Genomic DNA, 18502 nt, shown 5'->3' with positions numbered 1-18502 from the left:
CTGTACCGGAACGAACACCTCTGCCACCGTTCAAGCACACCACCTCCACCACCTTTCCTGCGCATCCCTGTTCCTGACGGCGTGTCAGTTCAGTAATCTGACTACGCGTCAGTTAGGGATTCTTCGAGCAGGGAGCGGGCGAAGCGATGCTTGGATCTACTCACGGCACCCTCACCACCGACTTCCGCGCACGCGTCGAGGCCTGCGGGGAGTCCCCCAGGACGGCCGTCCACTCCACGGCGGCCCCCTCCGCCGAGGACTCGGCCGCCCTGGACGTCAGCGGACGGCCCCTGCACTCCGACGTCCCCGACCTGGACCGGTTCTTCCGGCCCGAGTCCGTGGCGGTCATCGGCGCCTCCGACACCGACGGCCGGCCCAACACCGGCATCACCCGGCAGCTCATCGCCTGGGCCGAACGCGTCGGCGCCCGCGTCCACCCCGTCCACCCGACGCGCACCGCCGTCTTCGGCCTGCCCTGCCACCCCTCGGTGGCCGAGCTGCCCGAACAGGTCGACCTCGCGGTGCTCCTCGTGGCCGACCCGCTCCCGGTGATCGAGGAACTGGCCGACACCAAGGTCAAGTTCGCCGTCGCGTTCGCCTCCGGCTTCGCCGAGACCGGGGACGCCGGCGCAGCCGCCCAGGCGCGCCTGGCCGCCGCCGTCCGCCGCTCCGGGCTGCGCCTGCTCGGCCCGAACACCAACCTCAACGCCTTCCAGGAGTTCCGCGACGACCTCGACGGCCCGGCCATCGCCCTCATCACCCAGTCCGGCCACCAGGGCCGGCCCGTCTACACCCTCCAGGAGCTGGGCATCCGCCTGTCCCACTGGGCGCCGACCGGCAACGAGGCCGACCTGGAGACCTCCGACTTCATCTCCTACTTCGCCGAGCGGCCCGAGGTCGGGGCCATCGCCTGCTACGTGGAGGGCCTCAAGGACGGCCGGTCCTTCCTGCTCGCCGCCGACCGCGCGGCCCGCAACAAGGTCCCGGTCGTCGCGGTCAAGGTCGGCCGCACCGAGACCGGCGCCCGCATGGCCGCCTCCCACACCGGCAAGCTCACGGGGGCCGACACCGTCGTGGACGCCGCCATGCGGCAGTTCGGGGTCATCCGGGTCGACGGGCTGGACGAACTCCAGGACACCGCCGCCCTCCTGGCCCGGGCCCGCCCGCCGCGGGCCGACGGGGTCGTCGTGTACTCCATCTCCGGCGGCACCGGCGCCCACTTCTCCGACCTCGCCACCGAAGCCGGCCTGACCCTGCCCACCCTCTCCGAGGCCAAGCAGGCCGAGCTGCACCAGTGGATCCCGCCGTACCTCAACGTCGCCAACCCCGTCGACAACGGCGGCCACCCCGTCGGCGACTGGCGCGGCCGGAAGATCATCGATGCCCTCCTCGCCGATCCCTCCGTCGGCGTGCTGATCTGCCCGATCACCGGCCCCTTCCCCCCGATGAGCGACAGGCTCGCCCAGGACCTGGTCGACGCCGCCGAAGCCACCGACAAGCTGGTCTGCGTCATCTGGGGCTCCCCCGTCGGCACCGAGGAGGCCTACCGCACCACCCTGCTCGGCTCCTCCCGCGTGGCCACCTTCCGCACCTTCGGCAACTGCATCACCGCCGTCCGCGCCTACCTCGGCCACCACCGCTTCACCGCCTCGTACCGCTCCCCCTTCACGGACGCCCCCCGCACCCCCTCCCCCTCCCACCGCAAGGCCCAGGCCCTCATGCGCCCCGGCCAGCAGCTCAGCGAACACGCGGCCAAGCAACTGCTGCGCGCCTACGGCATCCGCGTCCCGCGCGAGCAGCTGGTGACCAGCGCGGCGGCCGCCGTCCGCGCGGCCGGCCTGGTCGGCTACCCGGTCGTCATGAAGGCCTCGGGCCCGCAGCTGGCCCACAAGACGGAACTCGGCCTGGTCAAGGTCGGCCTCACCTCGGCGAGCCAGATCCGCGACGCGTACCGCGAGCTGACGGACACAGCCCGCTACGAGAACGTCCCGCTGGACGGGATCCTGGTCTGCCAGATGATCGAACGCGGCGTCGAGATGGTCGTCGGCGTCACCCAGGACACCCTCTTCGGCCCGACCGTCACCGTGGGCCTGGGCGGCGTCCTGGTGGAGGTCCTGGGCGACGCCGCGGTCCGCGTCCCGCCCTTCGGGGAGGACCAGGCCCGCACGATGCTCCGCGAACTGCGCGGGCACGCCCTGCTGGAGGGCGTGCGGGGGGCACCCCCGGCGGACGTGGACGCGCTGGTGGAGGTCATCCTGCGGGTCCAGCGGATGGCGCTGGAACTGGGCGACGACCTGTCCGAACTGGACATCAACCCCCTGATGGTCCTCCCCCGGGGCCAGGGCGCGGTGGCCCTGGACGCCCTGGCCGTATGCCTCTGATTCCTCACGGCTCGTACGGGCGGAGCCGGATCCCCTCCCCGCCCTTCGCCCGTTCCCCGGACTCCGCCCGGACCCGCGCCTCAAACGCCGGCCGGGCTGGGTTGGGCCGACCAGGCAGGGTCATGCCCGCGAGGCGGGGACGCGGACACGCGACGGAGGGGGCGGGGGCGGGGTGGGGTGTCGTCCGGGACTAAAACGAGATGAATTCGGCGCGCGGTACCGCTCCGCCACCCGACCCGGAACAGGCGCCGAACATCGAAGCCCGTCCCGGACGACACCCCACCCCGCCCCCGCCCCCGGCCCACAGCACCCCGCCACCCACACCCCGCACCCCGCACCCCGCACCCCGCACCCGCACCCGCACCCGCACCCGCACCCGCACCCGCACCCGCACCACCCATACGCACAACTCCGGCCCCAGGAGCCCCCATGGACGAGATCCTGCACCGCGTCGACGCCGGCGTCAGCTGGATCACCCTCAACCGCCCCGACGCCATGAACGCCCTCACCCCGGACCAGCGCGAGCGCGTGATCGCCCTGCTCGACGCCGCCTCCGCCGACCCCGGCATGCGCGCCGTCGTCCTCACCGCCACCGGCAAGGGCTTCTGCGCCGGCGCCGACCTCCGCAGCAGCGGCACCACCGGCCCCGGTCCCAACAGCGGCAGCGCCCCGGCCGACCGCGTCGCCGGCGACGTCGCCCGCCTGATCCGCCTCGGCGCCCAGCGCCTCGTCACAGCGGTCCTCGACTGCGAGAAGCCCGTCATCGCGGCGGTCAACGGCACCGCCGCCGGCATCGGCGCCCACCTCGCCCTCGCCTGCGACCTCGTCATCGCCGCCGAAACCGCCCGCTTCATCGAGGTGTTCGTCCGCCGCGGCCTCGTCCCCGACGGCGCCGGCGCCTACCTCCTGCCCCGCCTCCTCGGCCCGCAGAAGGCCAAGGAGCTGATGTTCTTCGGCGACGCCGTCCCCGCCCAGGAGGCCGCCCGCCTCGGCCTCGTCAACAAGGTGGTCCCGGACGGCGAGCTGGAGGTGGCCGCCCGCGACTGGGCCGAGCGCCTGGCCCAGGGCCCCACCCGCGCGCTCGCGCTCACGAAGCAGCTGGTCAACGCCTCCCTGGACGGCGACCGGGCGACCGCCCTGGCCGCCGAGGCCACCGCCCAGGAGCTCAACATGACCACCATCGACGCGAACGAGGGCGTGGCGAGCTTCGTGGAGCGCCGCACCCCGAAGTACGTGGGCCGCTGACCGTCCCCCCGCCCCGGGGAGCGGCCGGGCCCCGGGGAGCAGCCCCCGGCCCCTACATCCGCGGGTCCGGCTTCAGCAGCGCGAACACCGCTCCCGCCGGGTCGGCGCCCCACGCGATGCGGCCGACCCCGGGTACGTCCGCCGCCGGCATCAGCACCGCGCCGCCGTTGTCCTCGACCACCGAGACGGTGGCGTCGCAGTCCGCCACGTGGAAGTACGGGACCCAGCGCGGCACCATCGTGGACGCGCCGCCCGCCCCCTCGCCCTGCGGCGCCACCCCGCCGAAGGACCCCTCCTGCTGGTCGCCGTCGCCGACGCTCAGCACCCGGTACGTCATCCCCGGCACCTCCCTCTCGGTGGACCGCCAGCCGAACACCCCGGCGTAGAACCGGATCGCCGCGACCGGGTCCGGTACGTGGAGCTCCACCCACACCAGGCTGTTCTCGGCGGAGGCCAGCTCCAGACCGCCGGTCTTCCCCGGCTGCCAGGAGGCGAACTCCGCCCCCTGCGGGTCGGTGAACTGCGCCAGCCAGCCCTCTCCCATGACGTCCATGGGTTCCATCCGCACCCGCCCGCCCCCGGCCCGCACGGCCTCGGCGGTGGCCCGTACGTCGGGGCTCTGGAAGTGCACCATCCACGCCGAGCGCGCGCCCTCGTCGGTGAGCGGGCCGAGGGCGGCCACGGTCCTGCCGCCAAGCCGGAAGAACCCGTACCCGCCCGCCTCGGGGCCGGCGGAGACGAACTCCCAGCCGAAGACCGCCCCGTAGAACGCGGCGGCCGCGCCGGTGTCGGGGCTCCCGAGGTCGAGCCAGTTGGGCGATCCGGTACGGAAGGCGGTGCCGAGCATGGGGTCCTCCAGCGGGTGGGGCGACACGGTCGGTGGCCACCATGCCCACCCCTCGGGCGGAGGGCGGCGTGCGGCCGCCCGGGCCCGGGCGGATTCACCCGTTCGGTGGTCGCAGGTCAGGCCCTCAACCGCCCACGGCGAGCCCCACACCCACGAGCAGCATCACCAGCAGCCCCGCGCCCGTGACGGCGGCGGCCCGAGCGAGCATTTCCAGGGGCCGCGCGTCCCGGGCCCGCGCGTACAGCGCCCCGGCGACCGGCAGTACCGCGAGGCCGGCGGTCCACGCCCAGGCCGGCCCGAAGGGCAGCCCGCGCGACCGTCCCCAGGCCGCGTACAGCGCCGCGAGGGCCGCGCCCAGCAGGACGGCCGGGCCGGCGGCGGGCAATCCGGTACGCCGCCCCAGGGACCGGGCCGCGGCCGCGACCGGCAGGGCGAAGAGGACGGCGTGCACCAGCCCCAGCAGCGGCAGCAGTACGGGCCCGAGGACGAGCAGCAGCAGGATCCCGAAGGCTCCGCCGGCGGCGGGGTCGTAGTCCTCGTGCCGGGAGGCGATCAGCACCGAGCCCGCCGCCAGCAGCAGCGGCTGCCCGGCCGCCAGGGCCAGGGCCCCGGGCAGCTCCCGGGCCCACACGCTCGCGGGCTGACGCGGCTGCGGCTCCCGCACGTGCGGCCCCCGCACCTCCGGCTCGGCCACCTCCGGCTCCCGCGCCAGCGGCCCCCGCACCTCGTGTGCCATCGCCCCCACCCCCGCCACTTGAACGCGTTCAACCAGCCCGCACCCTACACCCGCACCCCGACCCGGCCTCCGCGCCCCTTCCCATCTGACGTATCGTCAGCTTCAATCGGGAGGGTGATGGGACACGCAGGGATGGCGGCCACCGTCGTCCGATACCTCAGGTCAGCCGGCTCTCCCACCTCCGCCGGACACGTCGACGCCCTGCCCCGCCCCGACCTGCGGGCCGTCGGCGAGGACGAGCGCGCGCCCGTCGATCCCGCCGAGTTCCGGGCCGTCCTGGGCAACTTCGCGAGCGGGGTCACCGTCATCACCGCCCCGGCCGCCGAGGGCGAGGAGGGCCCGGCCGGCTTCGCCTGCCAGTCCTTCGCCTCGCTCTCCCTCGACCCGCCCCTGGTCACCTTCATGGTGGCCCGTACGTCGACCACCTGGCCGCGGATCGCCCGCGCCGGGGTGTTCTGCGTCAACGTCCTCGGGGCCGCACAGGGCGAGCTGTGCAGGGCCTTCGCGGTCAGCGGCGCCGACAAGTTCGCCGGGGTCCCCCACCGGCCCGCCCCCGTGACCGGATCCCCGCAGCTGGACGACGTACCGGCCTGGATCGACTGCCGCATCCACGCCGTCCACACCGGCGGGGACCACCTCATCGTCGTGGGCCGGGTCGAGGCCCTGGGCGCGGCCGGCGAGGACGGCCCGCTCCTCTTCCACCGCGGCCGCTTCGCCCGCCTGGCCGACTGACGCCCCCGCCCCGCCCGCCGGTTATCCTGCGGGCGACGTCAGGGCGGGGGGCCATGGGGAACACGTACGGGCCGGGTCGGACCCGGTGGACCACCACCACCGGATGGCTGATGCTGGCGAGCGCCGTGGCCGCCGTCCTGTGCGCCCTCGTCGGAGTGAGCCCGTACCCGCCGCTGACCACGGAGACGTCCCTGGCCGGCGCATCCGTCCTCTTCGCGGTGTGCTGGGTCGCGGCGTCCCTCCACGCCCGCCGCCTCCCGCCGAAGGCCGACCTATGCAAGCGGCCGCCGGGCCGGCGGAACCGCGCGTTGATCCACGTGATCGCCTTCGGCGTCCCCCTCGCCACCTTCGCCGCCCTGATCATGTGCTTCACCGAGTCCGGCGAGGAGGGCAGGCGCACGGAGCGGCTGGAGCGGGCCGGCTACGACCGCCACGAGGCCCGGATCGTCCGGCTGGCCGGCGAACCGGAGCACACCCCGGCCACGGACGACGGCAACGAGCACTACACCACCGACGTGGTCGTCCGCGTCCCCTACGACAGCGGCCCGCGGGACGTCGCCGTCGCGGGTGTGCACACCGGGAAGCGCCCCGAGCCGGGCGCCACGGCCGAGGTCTACTTCGCCCCCGCCCACCCCGAGGTCGGCGTGGGCACGTCGCCGGTCCGCGCCCCCGCCGGTCTGCTGGTCACCGCGATCTTCCTGATCACCCTCGGGCCGTGGCCCTTCATCGCGGGCGCCGCGATCAAGTCCTCCATGGAACCTGAGTACGTGGACCGGCTGCGCCGCTTCGACGCCCGGACCCACCTGCCCGCCCTCGGCCTGCTGCTCCTCGGCGTCCTCGCGCTGCTGCCGGTGGCCCTGGGCGTGCCGGTGGCGGGCTTCACCCGCCTCTGGGCCCCGCTCGCCCTCCCCGCGCCGGCCCTGGCGCTGACCTGGGTGGCCCGGCGCGCGTAGTGCGGCCGGGCCACCGGCTCAGAAGGTGAGCACCCCGCGCGCGACCCGCCCGTGGCGGGCGTCGTCCACGGCCTTCGCGAAGTCCTCCACCGGGTAGACCTCCGTCACCAGCTCGTCCAGCAGCAGCCTGCCCTGCCGGTACAGGTCGGCGTAGAGGGCGATGTCGCGCTGGGGGCGGGAGGACCCGTACCGGCAGCCCATGATCGTCTTGTCCAGGTACAGGGAGGACACGAGGAACGACGCCTCCTCCGCGAAGCCCGGCACTCCGAGCAGCACCGCCTGTCCGTGCCGGTCGAGGAGGTCGACGGCCTGGCGGATCAGTGCGACGCTGCCCACGCACTCGAAGGCGTGGTCCGCGCCCGTCGGCAGGATCTCCCGTACGGCGGCCGGGGTGTCCTCGACGGCCGAGGCGTCGATGAAGTGGGTGGCGCCGAACTGCCGGGCCACCGCCTCCTTCGCCGGGTTCGCGTCCACCGCGACGATGGTGGCGGCGCCCGCGATCCGGGCGCCCTGGAGGACGTTCAGGCCGATCCCGCCGGTCCCGATGACCACGACGGTCTCGCCGAGGCCGACCTCGGCCCGGTTCAGCACGGCGCCCACCCCGGTGAGCACGCCGCAGCCGATCAGCGCGGCCGAGGTCAGGGGGATGCCGTCAGGGATCTTCACCGCCTGCACGGCCTTGACGAGGGTCCGTTCGGCGAAGGCCGAGTTGGAGGCGAACTGGAACAGCGGCTTGCCGTCCCGCGAGAACGGCCGGTCGGGCATCCCGATCGCCTTGCGGCACATCGTCGGCCGGCCCCGGTCGCAGTCCGCGCACGTCCCGCAGTTGGCGAGGGTGGACAGGGCGACGTGGTCCCCGGGCGCCACGTGCGTCACACCCGCCCCCACCGCCTCGACCACGCCCGCGCCCTCGTGCCCGAGCACCACCGGCGGCGGGAAGGGGATCGTCCCGTCGATCACCGACAGGTCGCTGTGGCACAGCCCGGCCGCCGCCATCGCGACCAGCACCTCCCCCGGCCCGGGGTCCCGGATCTCCAGGTCCCCGACCACCTGGGCCTGCTTGCCGTCGAACACGACGCCTCTCACCTGGGCTCCTTAGGCAGGCCGAGCACCCGCTCGGCGATGATGTTCCGCTGGATCTCGTCCGAGCCGCCGTAGATCGTGTCGGCCCGCGTGAACAGGAACAGGCGCTGCGTCTCGTCGAGCCCGCGTTCGTACGGCGCTCCGCGCGCCCACGGCCCCGGCCCGGCCGTCGCCGCCGCGCCCCGCACCGCCACCGCCAGCTCCCCGAGCCGCCGGTGCCACCCGCCCCACAGCAGCTTCGCCACGCTGGGCGCACCCGCGTCGCCCGCCGCCCCCAGGGTCCGCAGGGCGTTCCACCGCATGGTGCGCAGCTCCGCCCACTGCCGTACGAGGCGCTCGCGCAGGACCGGGTCCGGGGAGCCCGAGGCGGCGTGGTCCCGGACCACGCGCTCCAGTTCGGCGGCGAAGCCGATCTGCTGGACGAGGGTGGAGACCCCCCGCTCCAGGGCGAGCAGGCCCATGGCGACGGCCCAGCCGTTGCCCTCGCCGCCGACGACCTCCTCCGCGAGGGCCCCGTCGAAGAAGACCTCGTTGAACTCCGCCGTCCCGGACATCTGCCGGATCGGGCGGACCTCCACCCGCCCGGGCTGGTCCATCCGAACGAGCAGGAAGGACAGGCCCCGGTGGCGGCGGGAGCCGGCCTCGGTGCGGGCGAGGACGAAGCACCAGTCGGCCTCGCGGGCCAGGGACGTCCAGATCTTCTGCCCGGTGACGCGCAGCCGCCCGGACGCGCCGCGCCCGGGTTCGCGTACGGCCGCCGTGCGCACCGCGGCGAGATCGGATCCGGCACCGGGCTCGCTGTAGCCCTGGCACCACAGCTCCTCGCCGCGGGCGATCGCGGGCAGGAAGCGGTCCTTCTGCTCGCGGCTGCCGTAGGCGATCAGGGTAGGCGCGAGGAGGTTCTCCCCGATGTGACCGACGCGGGCGGGGGCGCGCAGCGCCGCGTACTCCTCGGCCCACACCACCTGCCCGGTGAGGGAGAGCCGGCGGTTGCCGTACCCCTGCTCCTGCCAGCCCTGGCCGATCCAGCCGCCGCGCCCCAGCTCCCGCTCCCAGTCGCGGCGGGCGTCGACGCCTTCGTGCTCGCTGCCCGGGCCGCCGAGGCCGGCGGCCTGCGCGTACGGGCCCACGAGGTGCGCGGTGAGCCAGGCGCGGGCGCGGGCGCGCAGTTCCTCGTCCTCGGCCCCGAAGCTGAAGTCCACGCGGCGCCCCTCTCAGGCGTTGGGCCGGTCCTTGGCGGCGGCGGCCCTGGCCATCGCCTCCAGTTGGCCGAGCATCGGCATGGGGTCGGTGCCCACCGTCCCGGGGAGGAAGTCGGCGATCTTCTCGGGCGTCCAGGGGCCTTCGGCGTAGCCGGCGCGCAGTTCGCGCGGCTGGGCCCAGACGGCGATCTTGGGGCCGGCGACCGTGTAGACCTGCCCGGTGATGCCCTCGCCCTTGGCGCGGTCGCTGAGCAGGTAGGTCACGAGCGCGGCGACGTCCTCGGGCTCGCCGATCTCCTTCAGCTCCATCGGCACGTTGGCGGACATCCGGGTGCGGGCGACGGGGGCGACGGCGTTGGCGGTGACCCCGTACTTGTGCAGCCCCAGGGCGGCGCTGCGCACCAGCGAGATGATCCCGCCCTTGGCCGCGCTGTAGTTGGCCTGGGCGACGGATCCGGTGTGGTTGCCGCTGGTGAAGCCGATCAGGGTCCCGGAGCCCTGCCGGCGCATCACGGCGGAGGCGGCGCGGAAGACGGTGAAGGTGCCTTTGAGGTGGGTGGCGACGACGGGGTCCCACTCCTCCTCGGACATGTTGAACAGCATCCGCTCGCGCAGGATGCCGGCGACGCAGACCACCCCGTCGACGCGCCCGTACCGGGCGAGGGCGGTGTCGACGATGCGCTGGCCGCCGGCCATGGTCGAGACGTCGTCCGCGACGGCGACGGCCTCGCCGCCGGCGGCCTGGATCTCCTTGACGACGTTCTCCGCGACCTCGCCGGCCGGCTCACCGCCCTCGATGCCGACGCCGTAGTCGTTGACGACGACCCTGGCGCCCTCGGCGGCGGCGGCGAGGGCCACCGCCCGGCCGATGCCGCGGCCGGCGCCGGTGACGGCGACGACCTTCCCTGCCAAGAAGTTCCCCACGGACGACCCCTTCCCGTACTTTCTGACGGACCGTTAGATTCTATGGCCTGTCGGATCCCTTCACACAAGCCCTAGGAGCTGATGGCCGGTGACGCTGCCCCCCGAGTTCCACGACATCGCCGAGCGGATCAACAACTGGGGCCGCTGGGGCGCCGACGACGAGATCGGGACGCTGAACCTCATCACCGACGAGGTGGTGCGGGCGGCCGCCGCGGAGATCCGTACGGGCCGCCGGGTCCCCCTGGCCCTCCCCCTCGAGGAGGGCGGGGTGCAGACCGGGATGATCCCGGGGCGCGTCAACCCGCTGCACACGATGGTGCAGATCAACCAGGAGATCTTCGGCCCGGGCACGGTCGCGTGCAGCGACGACGCGGTGACGATGGGACTCCAGGCCGCCACCCACTGGGACGCCCTGACCCACGTCTCGCACTCGGGCCGGATCTACAACGGCCGCCCCGCCTCCACCATCACCGCGCACACCCGCGCGCAGTTCAGCGGCATCGACAAGGCCCGGCACATCGTCTCCCGGGGGGTCCTGCTGGACGTGGCCCGCGCCAAGGGCCTGGACCGCCTCCCGGGCGGCCACGCGGTCACGCCGGGGGACCTCGCGGAGGCGGAGGAGTTCGGCCGCGTCACGGTCCGCGCGGGGGACGTCGTCCTGGTCCGTACCGGCCAGATCCAGGTCTGCCTGGCGGGCGACCGGCACGGCTACGGCTTCCCCTCGCCCGGACTCTCCGTCCGCACCCCGGAGTGGTTCCACGCGCGCGACGTGGCGGCCGTGGCGAACGACACCCTCACCTTCGAGATCTTCCCGCCGGAGATCGAGAACCTCTGGCTGCCGGTGCACGCCCTCGACCTGGTCGAGATGGGCATGCACCAGGGCCAGAACTGGAACCTGGAGGAGCTGTCCACAGCCTGTGCGGAAGCGGGCCGCCACTCCTTCCTGCTGTCCGCGATGCCGGAACCTTTCGTCGGCGGCACCGGCACGCCGGTGGCCCCGGTGGCGGTCCTCTGACCCCCGCCATCACGCCACGCCCGCCGGGCCGGTCCCGCGGACCCGGGCCGGCCAGCGGAAACGGTGCATTGACCACACACCTGATCGGATACCCCTGCGGCTGGTGGGGCTGACGCGCTCGGGGATATCCCTCCAACTGCCGCGAACCGGCCGATTCCCCCCTTCATGCCGCGACTCGGCTTCGGAACGATGAGTCCCGCGACTCCCAGGCCGCCGCCCCGAACGGCCGGCCTGACAGGCTGCCGAAGAAGAAGAGGGGAACACCCATGTCACCGCGCAGGATCCTCGCGATGATGACCGCGACCGCGGCCCTGATGGCGGGCCCGGTACTGACAGCCGAAGCCTCCACCTCGACCGCCTTCTCCCAGCAGACCCGCGCCGCCGGACTGACCGCCGCGCAGGCGGCCGAGCTCCAGCAGCGGGTCGACGCCGTACTCGCGTCGGACCCGCAGGCCCGCCAGACCTCCGCGAACAAGCTGACCACCGCCGGCGGCGAGCTGGTCCTCAGGGCCCCGGGCCAGACCGAGACCCGCGACCTGGCCGCCCCGGGCGTGGCACTGGCCTGCAACGACGGCCACCTGTGCATCAGGGACGGGCAGGGCAACAACTACGACTACTACCGCTGCGGCTACTACAGCTTCAGCGGCATCGGCGACGGCACGTTCAACAACAACCAGACCCCGGGCACCCGGGCCCGCTTCTACAACCAGAACGGCAGCGAGCGCTGGTCCAACGTGGCCAAGGACTCCGGCACGGCGTCCTGGACCCCGGTCTACCACATCCGCCCCTGCTGACACCCCGACCCGGCGCCCGGCGCCCCCGCCCCACCGGGCGCGGGCCCGGGCGCCCCGGTTTCCCCACCTCTCCCGCACCCCGCCCCCGGAACCAATCGCATTTGTGTTCGCGTCACCTGACGGGTAGACAAGGATGCTCGCGAAGGCAGCTCGACCTCGGGGGGCGGGTCAGAAGTGACCGACCACGTACCGATCAATCCGTGCACGATCCCGCAGTTCACGGGTGACCTGGACGCGTTGGAGCAGGACCATGCGGCCATCACGACGGCCGCGGGGACGTTCCGTGACGCGGGTGCGAACGTGGACGCGGAGTTCCAGGGGCTGTCGGCGTTCTACTCGGCTCCGGAGGCCGCGAAGCTGTTCGCGACGACGAAGCCGGTCAAGACGGACAGTGATTTCTTCGCCGACCAGCTGGAGTCGGCGGCGAAGGCGCTGGGCGAGTACGTCACCGAGGCCCGTCCGATCGTGGCGCGGCTGAAGGAGCTCCAGGCGAAGGCGACCACGTTCTCCAACAAGATCGCCGGGGATGAGCACTGGAAGGACGACGGGGACAAGATCGATGAGAACAACGATCTGATCCACGACGTCAACGCGGCGGCCGAGGCCTTCTGGGCGGCCGAGCGGACCTGTGCGAACAAGATCCGTGCGCTGTACTGTGCGCCGCCTTTGACGGTGAACGACGGTTCCAACGGCGCGAACATGTACGGGTACAAGGCCGAGGACCTGAACAAGGTCCAGGACCTGCCGTGGGGTTCGCAGCTGGAGGAGACCCACCGGGCGTGGGAGGTCGGGTACTGGGTCAAGTCGTTCGTGTGGGACGGCATCATCGTCGACGGCATCTGGGGCACCATCCGGGGCCTGGGCACGCTGGTGGGTGTCGACGGCTGGGACGCGGCCGGGCAGGCCTGGACGGGCCTGGCCAAGCTCGCCACCGGACTTGCGATCACCACGGTCCCGGGTGTGGGGACGGCGTTCTGGATGGCGAAGGACAAGGACCTGCCGCCGTGGTTCCGGGATTCGCGTAAGGCGGTGAAGGAGACCGGCAAGGCGCTGGTGGCGTGGGACGAGTGGGGCAAGAACCCGGCGCGGGCGGCGGGCGCGGTCACCTTCAACGTCCTGACCACGGTGTTCACCGGGGGTGCGGGCACGGCGGCGAAGGCGGGCACGGTCGCGAAGGTCATCAGTGTGGCGGGCAAGGCCGGCAGGCTGATCGATCCGATCACCTACATCGGCAAGGCCGGCTCGCTGGCGAAGCTGAAGATCGGTGACCTGTTCGCGAACCTGGGCAAGGTCGACGGGGCGTTCCCCAAGCTCGACGACGTGGTGTGGAAGGACCTCCCCAAGGCCGACGCCCCCGGGATCAAGTTCCCGCACCCGGACGACACGGTCCAGCTCACCGACGACGCGCTCGGCCGCCCCCAGTACTTCGACAAGGTCACCAACCAGCTCCTGGACCACAAGGGCCTCCCGAAGCAGGACCTCACCTCGGTCCCCAAGGGGCCGGACCACCCGCTGGCCGAAGTCCCGGTGCGCCAGGAAGTCCCGGTCGGCGTCGGCGCCCACACGGCGGACGTCACCTCCCACACCCCGGCCGGCACCGCCACCCACACCCCGGGCGGCACCGCGTCCCACACCCCGGGCGGCACGGCCGACAACATGCCGCACAACAGCCACACCGAACCCGGCGGCACCGGAGGCACGGGCCACGGCGGCACCGACACCACCCCCACCGGCGGCGGAGCAGCGCACACCGACACCACTCCCTCCACCGGAGGCAGCCACGGCGGTGGTGGCGGCGGCATCCCCCACCAGGGCGGCGGCATCCCCGACCTGGGTCACGGGCACGGCGACGGCCCCGACCCGGCGGCGCCCGGCAACGGCGGACGACCCGAGCTGCCTCCGCACCGGGAGAACGCGCACAAGTACACGGACGCCGAGAAGCGGCAGATCATGGAGTACCAGGTCCACCGGGCGAACGACCCGACGGACCCCTACTTCAAGAAGTACTACAACAAGCTCGGCTACCGCCTGCGGGCCGACGTGCCGGACCACACCGGGCTGGTCCCGCCGCAGCTCGTGGAGACCGCCCCCGACGTCTGGGTGCCGAAGTCGGACATTCCGCCGCCGGTCCCGCCGGACTACCTGGGCAAGGCCAAGTCCGTTGACCACAAGGACGTGTTCGTCACCCAGGAAATGCGGGATTCGCTCGATCAGGCCGCGAAGGAGCGTCACGACGCCATCACCGCCGACAAGGGTCCTCACGACGCCTATGGCGAGGCCAAGAAGGCACACAAGCTCCACAACACGGCGGAAACCCAGGCGGCGCTCGACGCTGCCAGGGCGGAGCACGCCCCGCTTCACGAAGCCCTTTCCAAGAAGAGCGAGGCGTACGGCGAGGCCATAGCCAGGGAACACGCGATACCGAAGGAGTTCCCCGGTGCCAAGGAAGAGACGCTGCACGGCCCGGCCAACGGAAACGACCAGTTCGACCAGGTGTACAAGCACGGCGACCGGTACGTCGTGGTCGAGGCGAAGAGCCACGTCACCACGGACCTGGGCGAACGCCGGATCAACGGTACCCGCGTCTCGCAAGGAACCCGCGCGTACTTCGAGGACATTCTTGAGCAGATGAAGAAGCGCGGAAGGGACATCGAGAGCGAAAAGATCCTCTACAAGGCCCTCAAGGCAGCATTGGACGCGGAACCGCCGCGGATCGACTATGTCGTCGTCAAGGGAGCCGACAACACGGGAACTTACGCCGGATACACTCTTCGCCGTTTCGATCTCACCAAGTGACAGGAGATACGATGACCGTCTTCGTGGCCGGCCATTCGGAGCCGAGGCCCGACAGCGCGGCCTGGGTCAACGAGCTCTGTGAGGATCTGGTCAGCGACCTCGCAACCCTCACCTCCCCACGTAGGATCGAGTCGGCCTGGAAGGACGCCGCCTTCAACGTCGCAGCCTGCTTTGGGGTGGACCCGCAGGGCGCCGCGCTGGGTACCTGGGAATCCGTGGTCGCGGCGGCGCAGCTGGGAGTCGCGCTGTTCCGCACGGCGGGGATGACCGAGGGAACGACCGAGGTGCGCATCCACCACGAAATGCGAACCCTGCCGGCTGCCGGACCCTCTTGGCAGGCGAGCGCACCCACGTGGATCGAGGCGTTCTGGTACGCGATCATCACGCGCGACCAGCCGAAGATGACCGAGTTGTGCGAGCTCCCGATCGACGTCCTGCGCGCCTCGGGCGCGGACCACGACGACTACCTCTACCACTGGGTCGCCACCCTCCAGGCGTACTGGCTCAAGCGCCCCGAGCTGGTCCCGGAACTGACCCTGACCTTCCAGCGCTCCCACCCCGACGTCGCGGTCATCGCGGGACGCGAGTACATCCAGCAGGTCGCCTACCCGCCGATCAACCTCTTCTACAAGTTCCTGCAGAAGGACGAGGAGGGCTTCCACGCCGCCCTCCTCGAAGCCCTGGAACTCCACAAGCAGTACTGGACCGCCACCCCCGAACGCGCCAACGACATCGACGGCCTCGTACCGATCGGCATCCTCGCCGTGACGTGCCTCGCCTACGACGGCGGCATCCCCGTCAACGTCGAGTCCCCGTACCTTCCCGAGCACCTCCTCAAGCGCTCCTGGGTCGGCGAGTTCGAGGTCTGATCACCACAGGCGGAACGAAAGCGCCTCGTACGCTGAATCCGTACGCGACGACGGACAGGAGGCGGCCGAGGTGACCGGGACGACGACGGCGGCCGAGGTGATGGCCGAGCTGGCGGCGCTGGAGGACCCGAGGATCCGCGCCGTGAACGAGCGCCACGGTGACGACCACGGCGTGAACCTCACCAGGCTGCGCGCCGTCGCCAAACGCCTGAAGACACAGCAGGACCTCGCCCGCGACCTCTGGGCGACGGACGACACCGCCGCGCGGCTCCTCGCGCTCCTGATCTGCCGCCCGAAGGCGTACGACCGGGACGAGCTGGACGCCATGCTGCGCGGGGCGCGCACGCCCAAGGTGCAGGACTGGCTCATCGGTTACGTGGTGAAGAAGAGCCCGCACGCCGAGGAACTGCGCGCGGCCTGGTTCGCCGACCCGGATCCGGTGGTCGCGAGCGCCGGCTGGGCGCTGACGACCGAGCGGGTGGCGAAGAAGCCCGCGGGGCTCGACCTCCCCGGGCTCCTCGACACCATCGAGGCGGAGATGAAGGACGCCCCGGACCGCCTCCAGTGGGCGATGAACCACTGCCTGGCCCAGATCGGCATCGAACACCCCGAGCACCGCGCCCGGGCGCTCGCCATCGGGGAGCGCCTGGAGGTACTGAAGGACTACCCGACCTCCCCGGGCTGCACGTCCCCTTACGCGCCCGTCTGGATCAACGAAATGGTCCGACGGTCGACCCCGTCGACCACGCGGTAGAACGGGCAGGAGCGTTCGCGAGGGCGGAGGAGCTGGAGGGGGACGAGCCGGGGGTGCGCGTGTACGCGACGCAGACACCGGTGGCCGCCTTCCCGCGGGCGGCGGTGGAGGGTTTCCCCCGGTGGCGGACGGGCGGTCTGAGTCGCCCCCGCACGCACTGCCCTCCCGCCCCGGAAATCCAGGTGCCCGCCTCCCGACCGCCCCGCTAGCCTGCGCCGCTATGACACCCGAACTGCAACGCCCCCCGCTCCAGGCAGACGAACGCACGGCACTCATGGGCTGGCTGGACCTTCAGCGGCAGATCCTGCGCTGGAAGTGCGCGGGGCTGGACGACGCGGACGCGCACCGCTCGGTGATACCGACCTCACCCGCCATGACCATGGCCGGCCTCGTCTCCCACATGCGCTGGACCGAGCACACCTGGCTGGAGGTGCTGTTCCTCGGCGGCGACGAGAAGCAGAACCCGGCGTTCGACGAGTCGGACGAGGACGCCGACTGGCACACCGACGGCCGCCCCCTCGCCGAGCTCCTCGCGGAGTACGAGGCCCAGTGCGCCCGCAGCAACGCGATCATCGCCGCGGCCTCCCTGGACGACACCGGCCGCCACCCCGGCTTCCGCTCCGGCGGCGCCAACTCCGCTGGATGCTGATCCACCTGGTGGAGGAAACCGGACGCCACGCGGGCCACGCGGACATCGTTCGCGAGCTCCTGGACGGCACGAAGGGCTACTACTAGCCCTGCGGCGGGGAAGCCCACGATGCGGGTCACCCCATCGAAAGCCGAGATGCTCACACAGATCGATCAATTCAAGCAGCGCTTCGACGCGAAGAAGGTCCAGTTCATCATCCGCACACCGGACGGAACTGTTTTCGTGCCGCTTGACGGCCGCTTCACACCGGAGGTGGCACGGTGATCGCCAGTACAGCCGTTGCCCGTTGGACCTGGGGCCGCGATAGCGAGACCGCAGACCTTGTCTCGAGCTGCCTTGCCGATCTCGCGGCCGCACACTCGGCCCTTGCGGAGCATCAGATGGCCCGGGGTGAACCGGTAGTGCACCTGTCCGTGCCGGAGTGGGGAAACCCGCAGAATCGCTTGTTCGAGGACGAGGTCAGGCTGCCCGAAGGCCGTAACACGTCGCAGGTCGAACGTCTCTGCGGCGTGGTGAGAGGGGCGCTTCGCCCGGGCCGCATCGGATCCGTCGACGCGCACGTGTACTGCTCGGGAACGCGCGACGGCGAGGCGGGCGGGCCTGAGGAGAGGACGTTCCTTCTCAGCGCGTCCGCATTCGAGGGATTCGTCACCGTTGAACTGATCACGTACTCGGACATCTGGATGAGCCACGACCTCAGAGGACGCGCCCAGCCCGACGTGTATGCGGCGAACGCGCCCCGGCTGTCGGCAGCCCTTCAAGGTCTTGCCGAGGCGCTTGGCTCGGAAACGGACCCGGAAGACCCCACGTATTTCGGCAAGGCGACCGAGACAGGTGTGGAGAACTTCTTCGACAGCGACAGCCGCGCCTCGGACGTGTGGTCCAGCTTCGAGATCCCCTATCGGAAGCGACGCTTCCACCACACTGCCGTTTCCGACGTCACGTACAAACGCTCTGCTGAGGGCTAGGTGCAGTATGTTGCGGTCTCGAATGCGCACGGCGTGGTGCTCGGATACGTATGGACATCCGATGCCGAAGCGGCCGCGAGCTTCGAGCCGAGGGATGCCGCCGGTGAGGAGGCCTTCACGGTCGGGCACCTCTACCTGGAGCGCTTGAGCGCTGCCTGCGCACGCGGCCTGTCGCCCTCCCAGGCCCTCGCCGAACTCACGGCGCAGATGGGGACCGGCAAGCCCCGCAGGGTGGATCTGGCCTCTCTTCGGGAGCTCGCCGGCGAGGACCGGCCTGGATAGGGCCGCTGCAGCGACCCGCGGACGGAGCACGAAGGACGAAGGACGACGCAAGTGTGGCGCGACACCGCGAGCAGCCAGCGCCGCGGTCCAGGCGCGGACGGTCGACGGCGCCGGGGTCTCACTCGCCATGGCACTCGGCCGAGCGCACGAGGACCTCACCGCCGCCACTGGTACCGGCCTCGCCGGCCGCTCGCGTTGCCCTGGTCGGCCGACGGGTGACGACGCGACGGGGCGCCTGTCCCGGCGCGGGACGGGAGCGGTCCCCGGGAGCG

The 18502-nt window shown here is 72.2% G+C and carries 17 protein-coding genes and 1 pseudogene; 13 read left to right on the top strand and 5 right to left on the bottom strand.

Annotated features, from left to right (window positions below; genetic code table 11):
- Window positions 1-146 precede the first annotated feature (146 nt).
- Both AB0D45_RS16600 and AB0D45_RS16595 read left to right on the top strand, forming a co-directional pair.
- Complete coding sequence (locus tag AB0D45_RS16600; protein WP_361601006.1) at window positions 147-2381, top strand: acetate--CoA ligase family protein; 2235 nt, start codon at window positions 147-149, stop codon at window positions 2379-2381.
- A gap of 429 nt (window positions 2382-2810) precedes the next feature.
- Window positions 2811-3626 carry an enoyl-CoA hydratase-related protein gene (locus AB0D45_RS16595; RefSeq protein WP_362459331.1) on the top strand — a complete coding sequence of 272 codons (816 nt, stop codon included), beginning with the start codon at window positions 2811-2813 and terminating at the stop codon, window positions 3624-3626.
- A 52-nt stretch (window positions 3627-3678) separates the two neighbouring features.
- Here AB0D45_RS16595 and AB0D45_RS16590 read toward each other — a convergent pair whose 3' ends face one another.
- Both AB0D45_RS16590 and AB0D45_RS16585 read right to left on the bottom strand, forming a co-directional pair.
- Complete coding sequence (locus AB0D45_RS16590) at window positions 3679-4473, bottom strand: VOC family protein (RefSeq protein WP_361601033.1); 795 nt, start codon at window positions 4471-4473, stop codon at window positions 3679-3681.
- A 124-nt stretch (window positions 4474-4597) separates the two neighbouring features.
- Window positions 4598-5209 carry a hypothetical protein gene (locus tag AB0D45_RS16585; protein ID WP_362459328.1) on the bottom strand — a complete coding sequence of 204 codons (612 nt, stop codon included), beginning with the start codon at window positions 5207-5209 and terminating at the stop codon, window positions 4598-4600.
- 117 nt (window positions 5210-5326) lie between these two features.
- On the opposite strand from AB0D45_RS16585, the gene AB0D45_RS16580 reads away from it, so the two are divergent.
- Complete coding sequence (locus AB0D45_RS16580; protein WP_362459325.1) at window positions 5327-5941, top strand: flavin reductase family protein; 615 nt, start codon at window positions 5327-5329, stop codon at window positions 5939-5941.
- Window positions 5942-5994: 53 nt separating this feature from the next.
- Complete coding sequence (locus AB0D45_RS16575) at window positions 5995-6894, top strand: hypothetical protein (protein ID WP_362459322.1); 900 nt, start codon at window positions 5995-5997, stop codon at window positions 6892-6894.
- A gap of 18 nt (window positions 6895-6912) precedes the next feature.
- Here AB0D45_RS16575 and AB0D45_RS16570 read toward each other — a convergent pair whose 3' ends face one another.
- From AB0D45_RS16570 to AB0D45_RS16560, 3 genes are read right to left on the bottom strand one after another with little or no spacing between them, the layout of a single operon-like run.
- Complete coding sequence (locus AB0D45_RS16570) at window positions 6913-7980, bottom strand: Zn-dependent alcohol dehydrogenase (protein ID WP_362459319.1); 1068 nt, start codon at window positions 7978-7980, stop codon at window positions 6913-6915.
- Window positions 7977-9179: an acyl-CoA dehydrogenase family protein gene (locus AB0D45_RS16565; protein ID WP_361600988.1), complete on the bottom strand. Its 1203-nt coding sequence runs from the start codon at window positions 9177-9179 to the stop codon at window positions 7977-7979. The genes AB0D45_RS16570 and AB0D45_RS16565 overlap by 4 nt, the downstream gene beginning before the upstream one ends.
- Before the next feature lie 12 nt (window positions 9180-9191).
- Window positions 9192-10103 carry an SDR family oxidoreductase gene (locus AB0D45_RS16560; protein ID WP_362459316.1) on the bottom strand — a complete coding sequence of 304 codons (912 nt, stop codon included), beginning with the start codon at window positions 10101-10103 and terminating at the stop codon, window positions 9192-9194.
- A gap of 88 nt (window positions 10104-10191) precedes the next feature.
- Here AB0D45_RS16560 and AB0D45_RS16555 point away from each other — a divergent pair, with 88 nt between their 5' ends.
- From AB0D45_RS16555 to AB0D45_RS16515, 9 genes and pseudogenes are all read left to right on the top strand, one after another.
- Window positions 10192-11118, top strand: a complete 927-nt coding sequence (locus AB0D45_RS16555) for a cyclase family protein (RefSeq protein ID WP_362459313.1) — start codon at window positions 10192-10194, stop codon at window positions 11116-11118.
- A 266-nt stretch (window positions 11119-11384) separates the two neighbouring features.
- Window positions 11385-11912: a hypothetical protein gene (locus tag AB0D45_RS16550; protein ID WP_361600979.1), complete on the top strand. Its 528-nt coding sequence runs from the start codon at window positions 11385-11387 to the stop codon at window positions 11910-11912.
- A 174-nt stretch (window positions 11913-12086) separates the two neighbouring features.
- On the top strand, window positions 12087-14708 hold the full coding sequence (locus AB0D45_RS16545) for a hypothetical protein (protein WP_362459310.1): 2622 nt from the start codon (window positions 12087-12089) through the stop codon (window positions 14706-14708).
- A gap of 11 nt (window positions 14709-14719) precedes the next feature.
- A complete protein-coding gene (locus tag AB0D45_RS16540; RefSeq protein WP_362459307.1) occupies window positions 14720-15577 on the top strand; it encodes an immunity 49 family protein in 858 nt (285 codons plus the stop codon).
- 100 nt (window positions 15578-15677) lie between these two features.
- Window positions 15678-16331 (top strand): DNA alkylation repair protein, encoded by a 654-nt coding sequence (locus AB0D45_RS16535; RefSeq protein WP_362459399.1) that lies wholly within the window; start codon window positions 15678-15680, stop codon window positions 16329-16331.
- A 220-nt stretch (window positions 16332-16551) separates the two neighbouring features.
- Window positions 16552-17066 (top strand): annotated as a pseudogene (locus AB0D45_RS16530) (DinB family protein).
- 22 nt (window positions 17067-17088) lie between these two features.
- The gene (locus AB0D45_RS16525; RefSeq protein ID WP_362459305.1) at window positions 17089-17244 is read left to right on the top strand and encodes a hypothetical protein; all 156 of its coding nucleotides are present in this window, start codon (window positions 17089-17091) and stop codon (window positions 17242-17244) included.
- Window positions 17241-17948, top strand: a complete 708-nt coding sequence (locus tag AB0D45_RS16520; protein ID WP_362459302.1) for a hypothetical protein — start codon at window positions 17241-17243, stop codon at window positions 17946-17948. The genes AB0D45_RS16525 and AB0D45_RS16520 overlap by 4 nt, the downstream gene beginning before the upstream one ends.
- Window positions 17949-18230: a hypothetical protein gene (locus AB0D45_RS16515; RefSeq protein WP_362459299.1), complete on the top strand. Its 282-nt coding sequence runs from the start codon at window positions 17949-17951 to the stop codon at window positions 18228-18230.
- Window positions 18231-18502: the final 272 nt, after the last annotated feature.

The sequence above is a fragment of the Streptomyces sp. NPDC048352 genome, assembly GCF_040651895.1.
Classification (GTDB): domain Bacteria; phylum Actinomycetota; class Actinomycetes; order Streptomycetales; family Streptomycetaceae; genus Streptomyces.
Note: the sequence above shows the minus strand (reverse complement) of the source record. Positions and strands in the feature narration are given on the sequence as shown.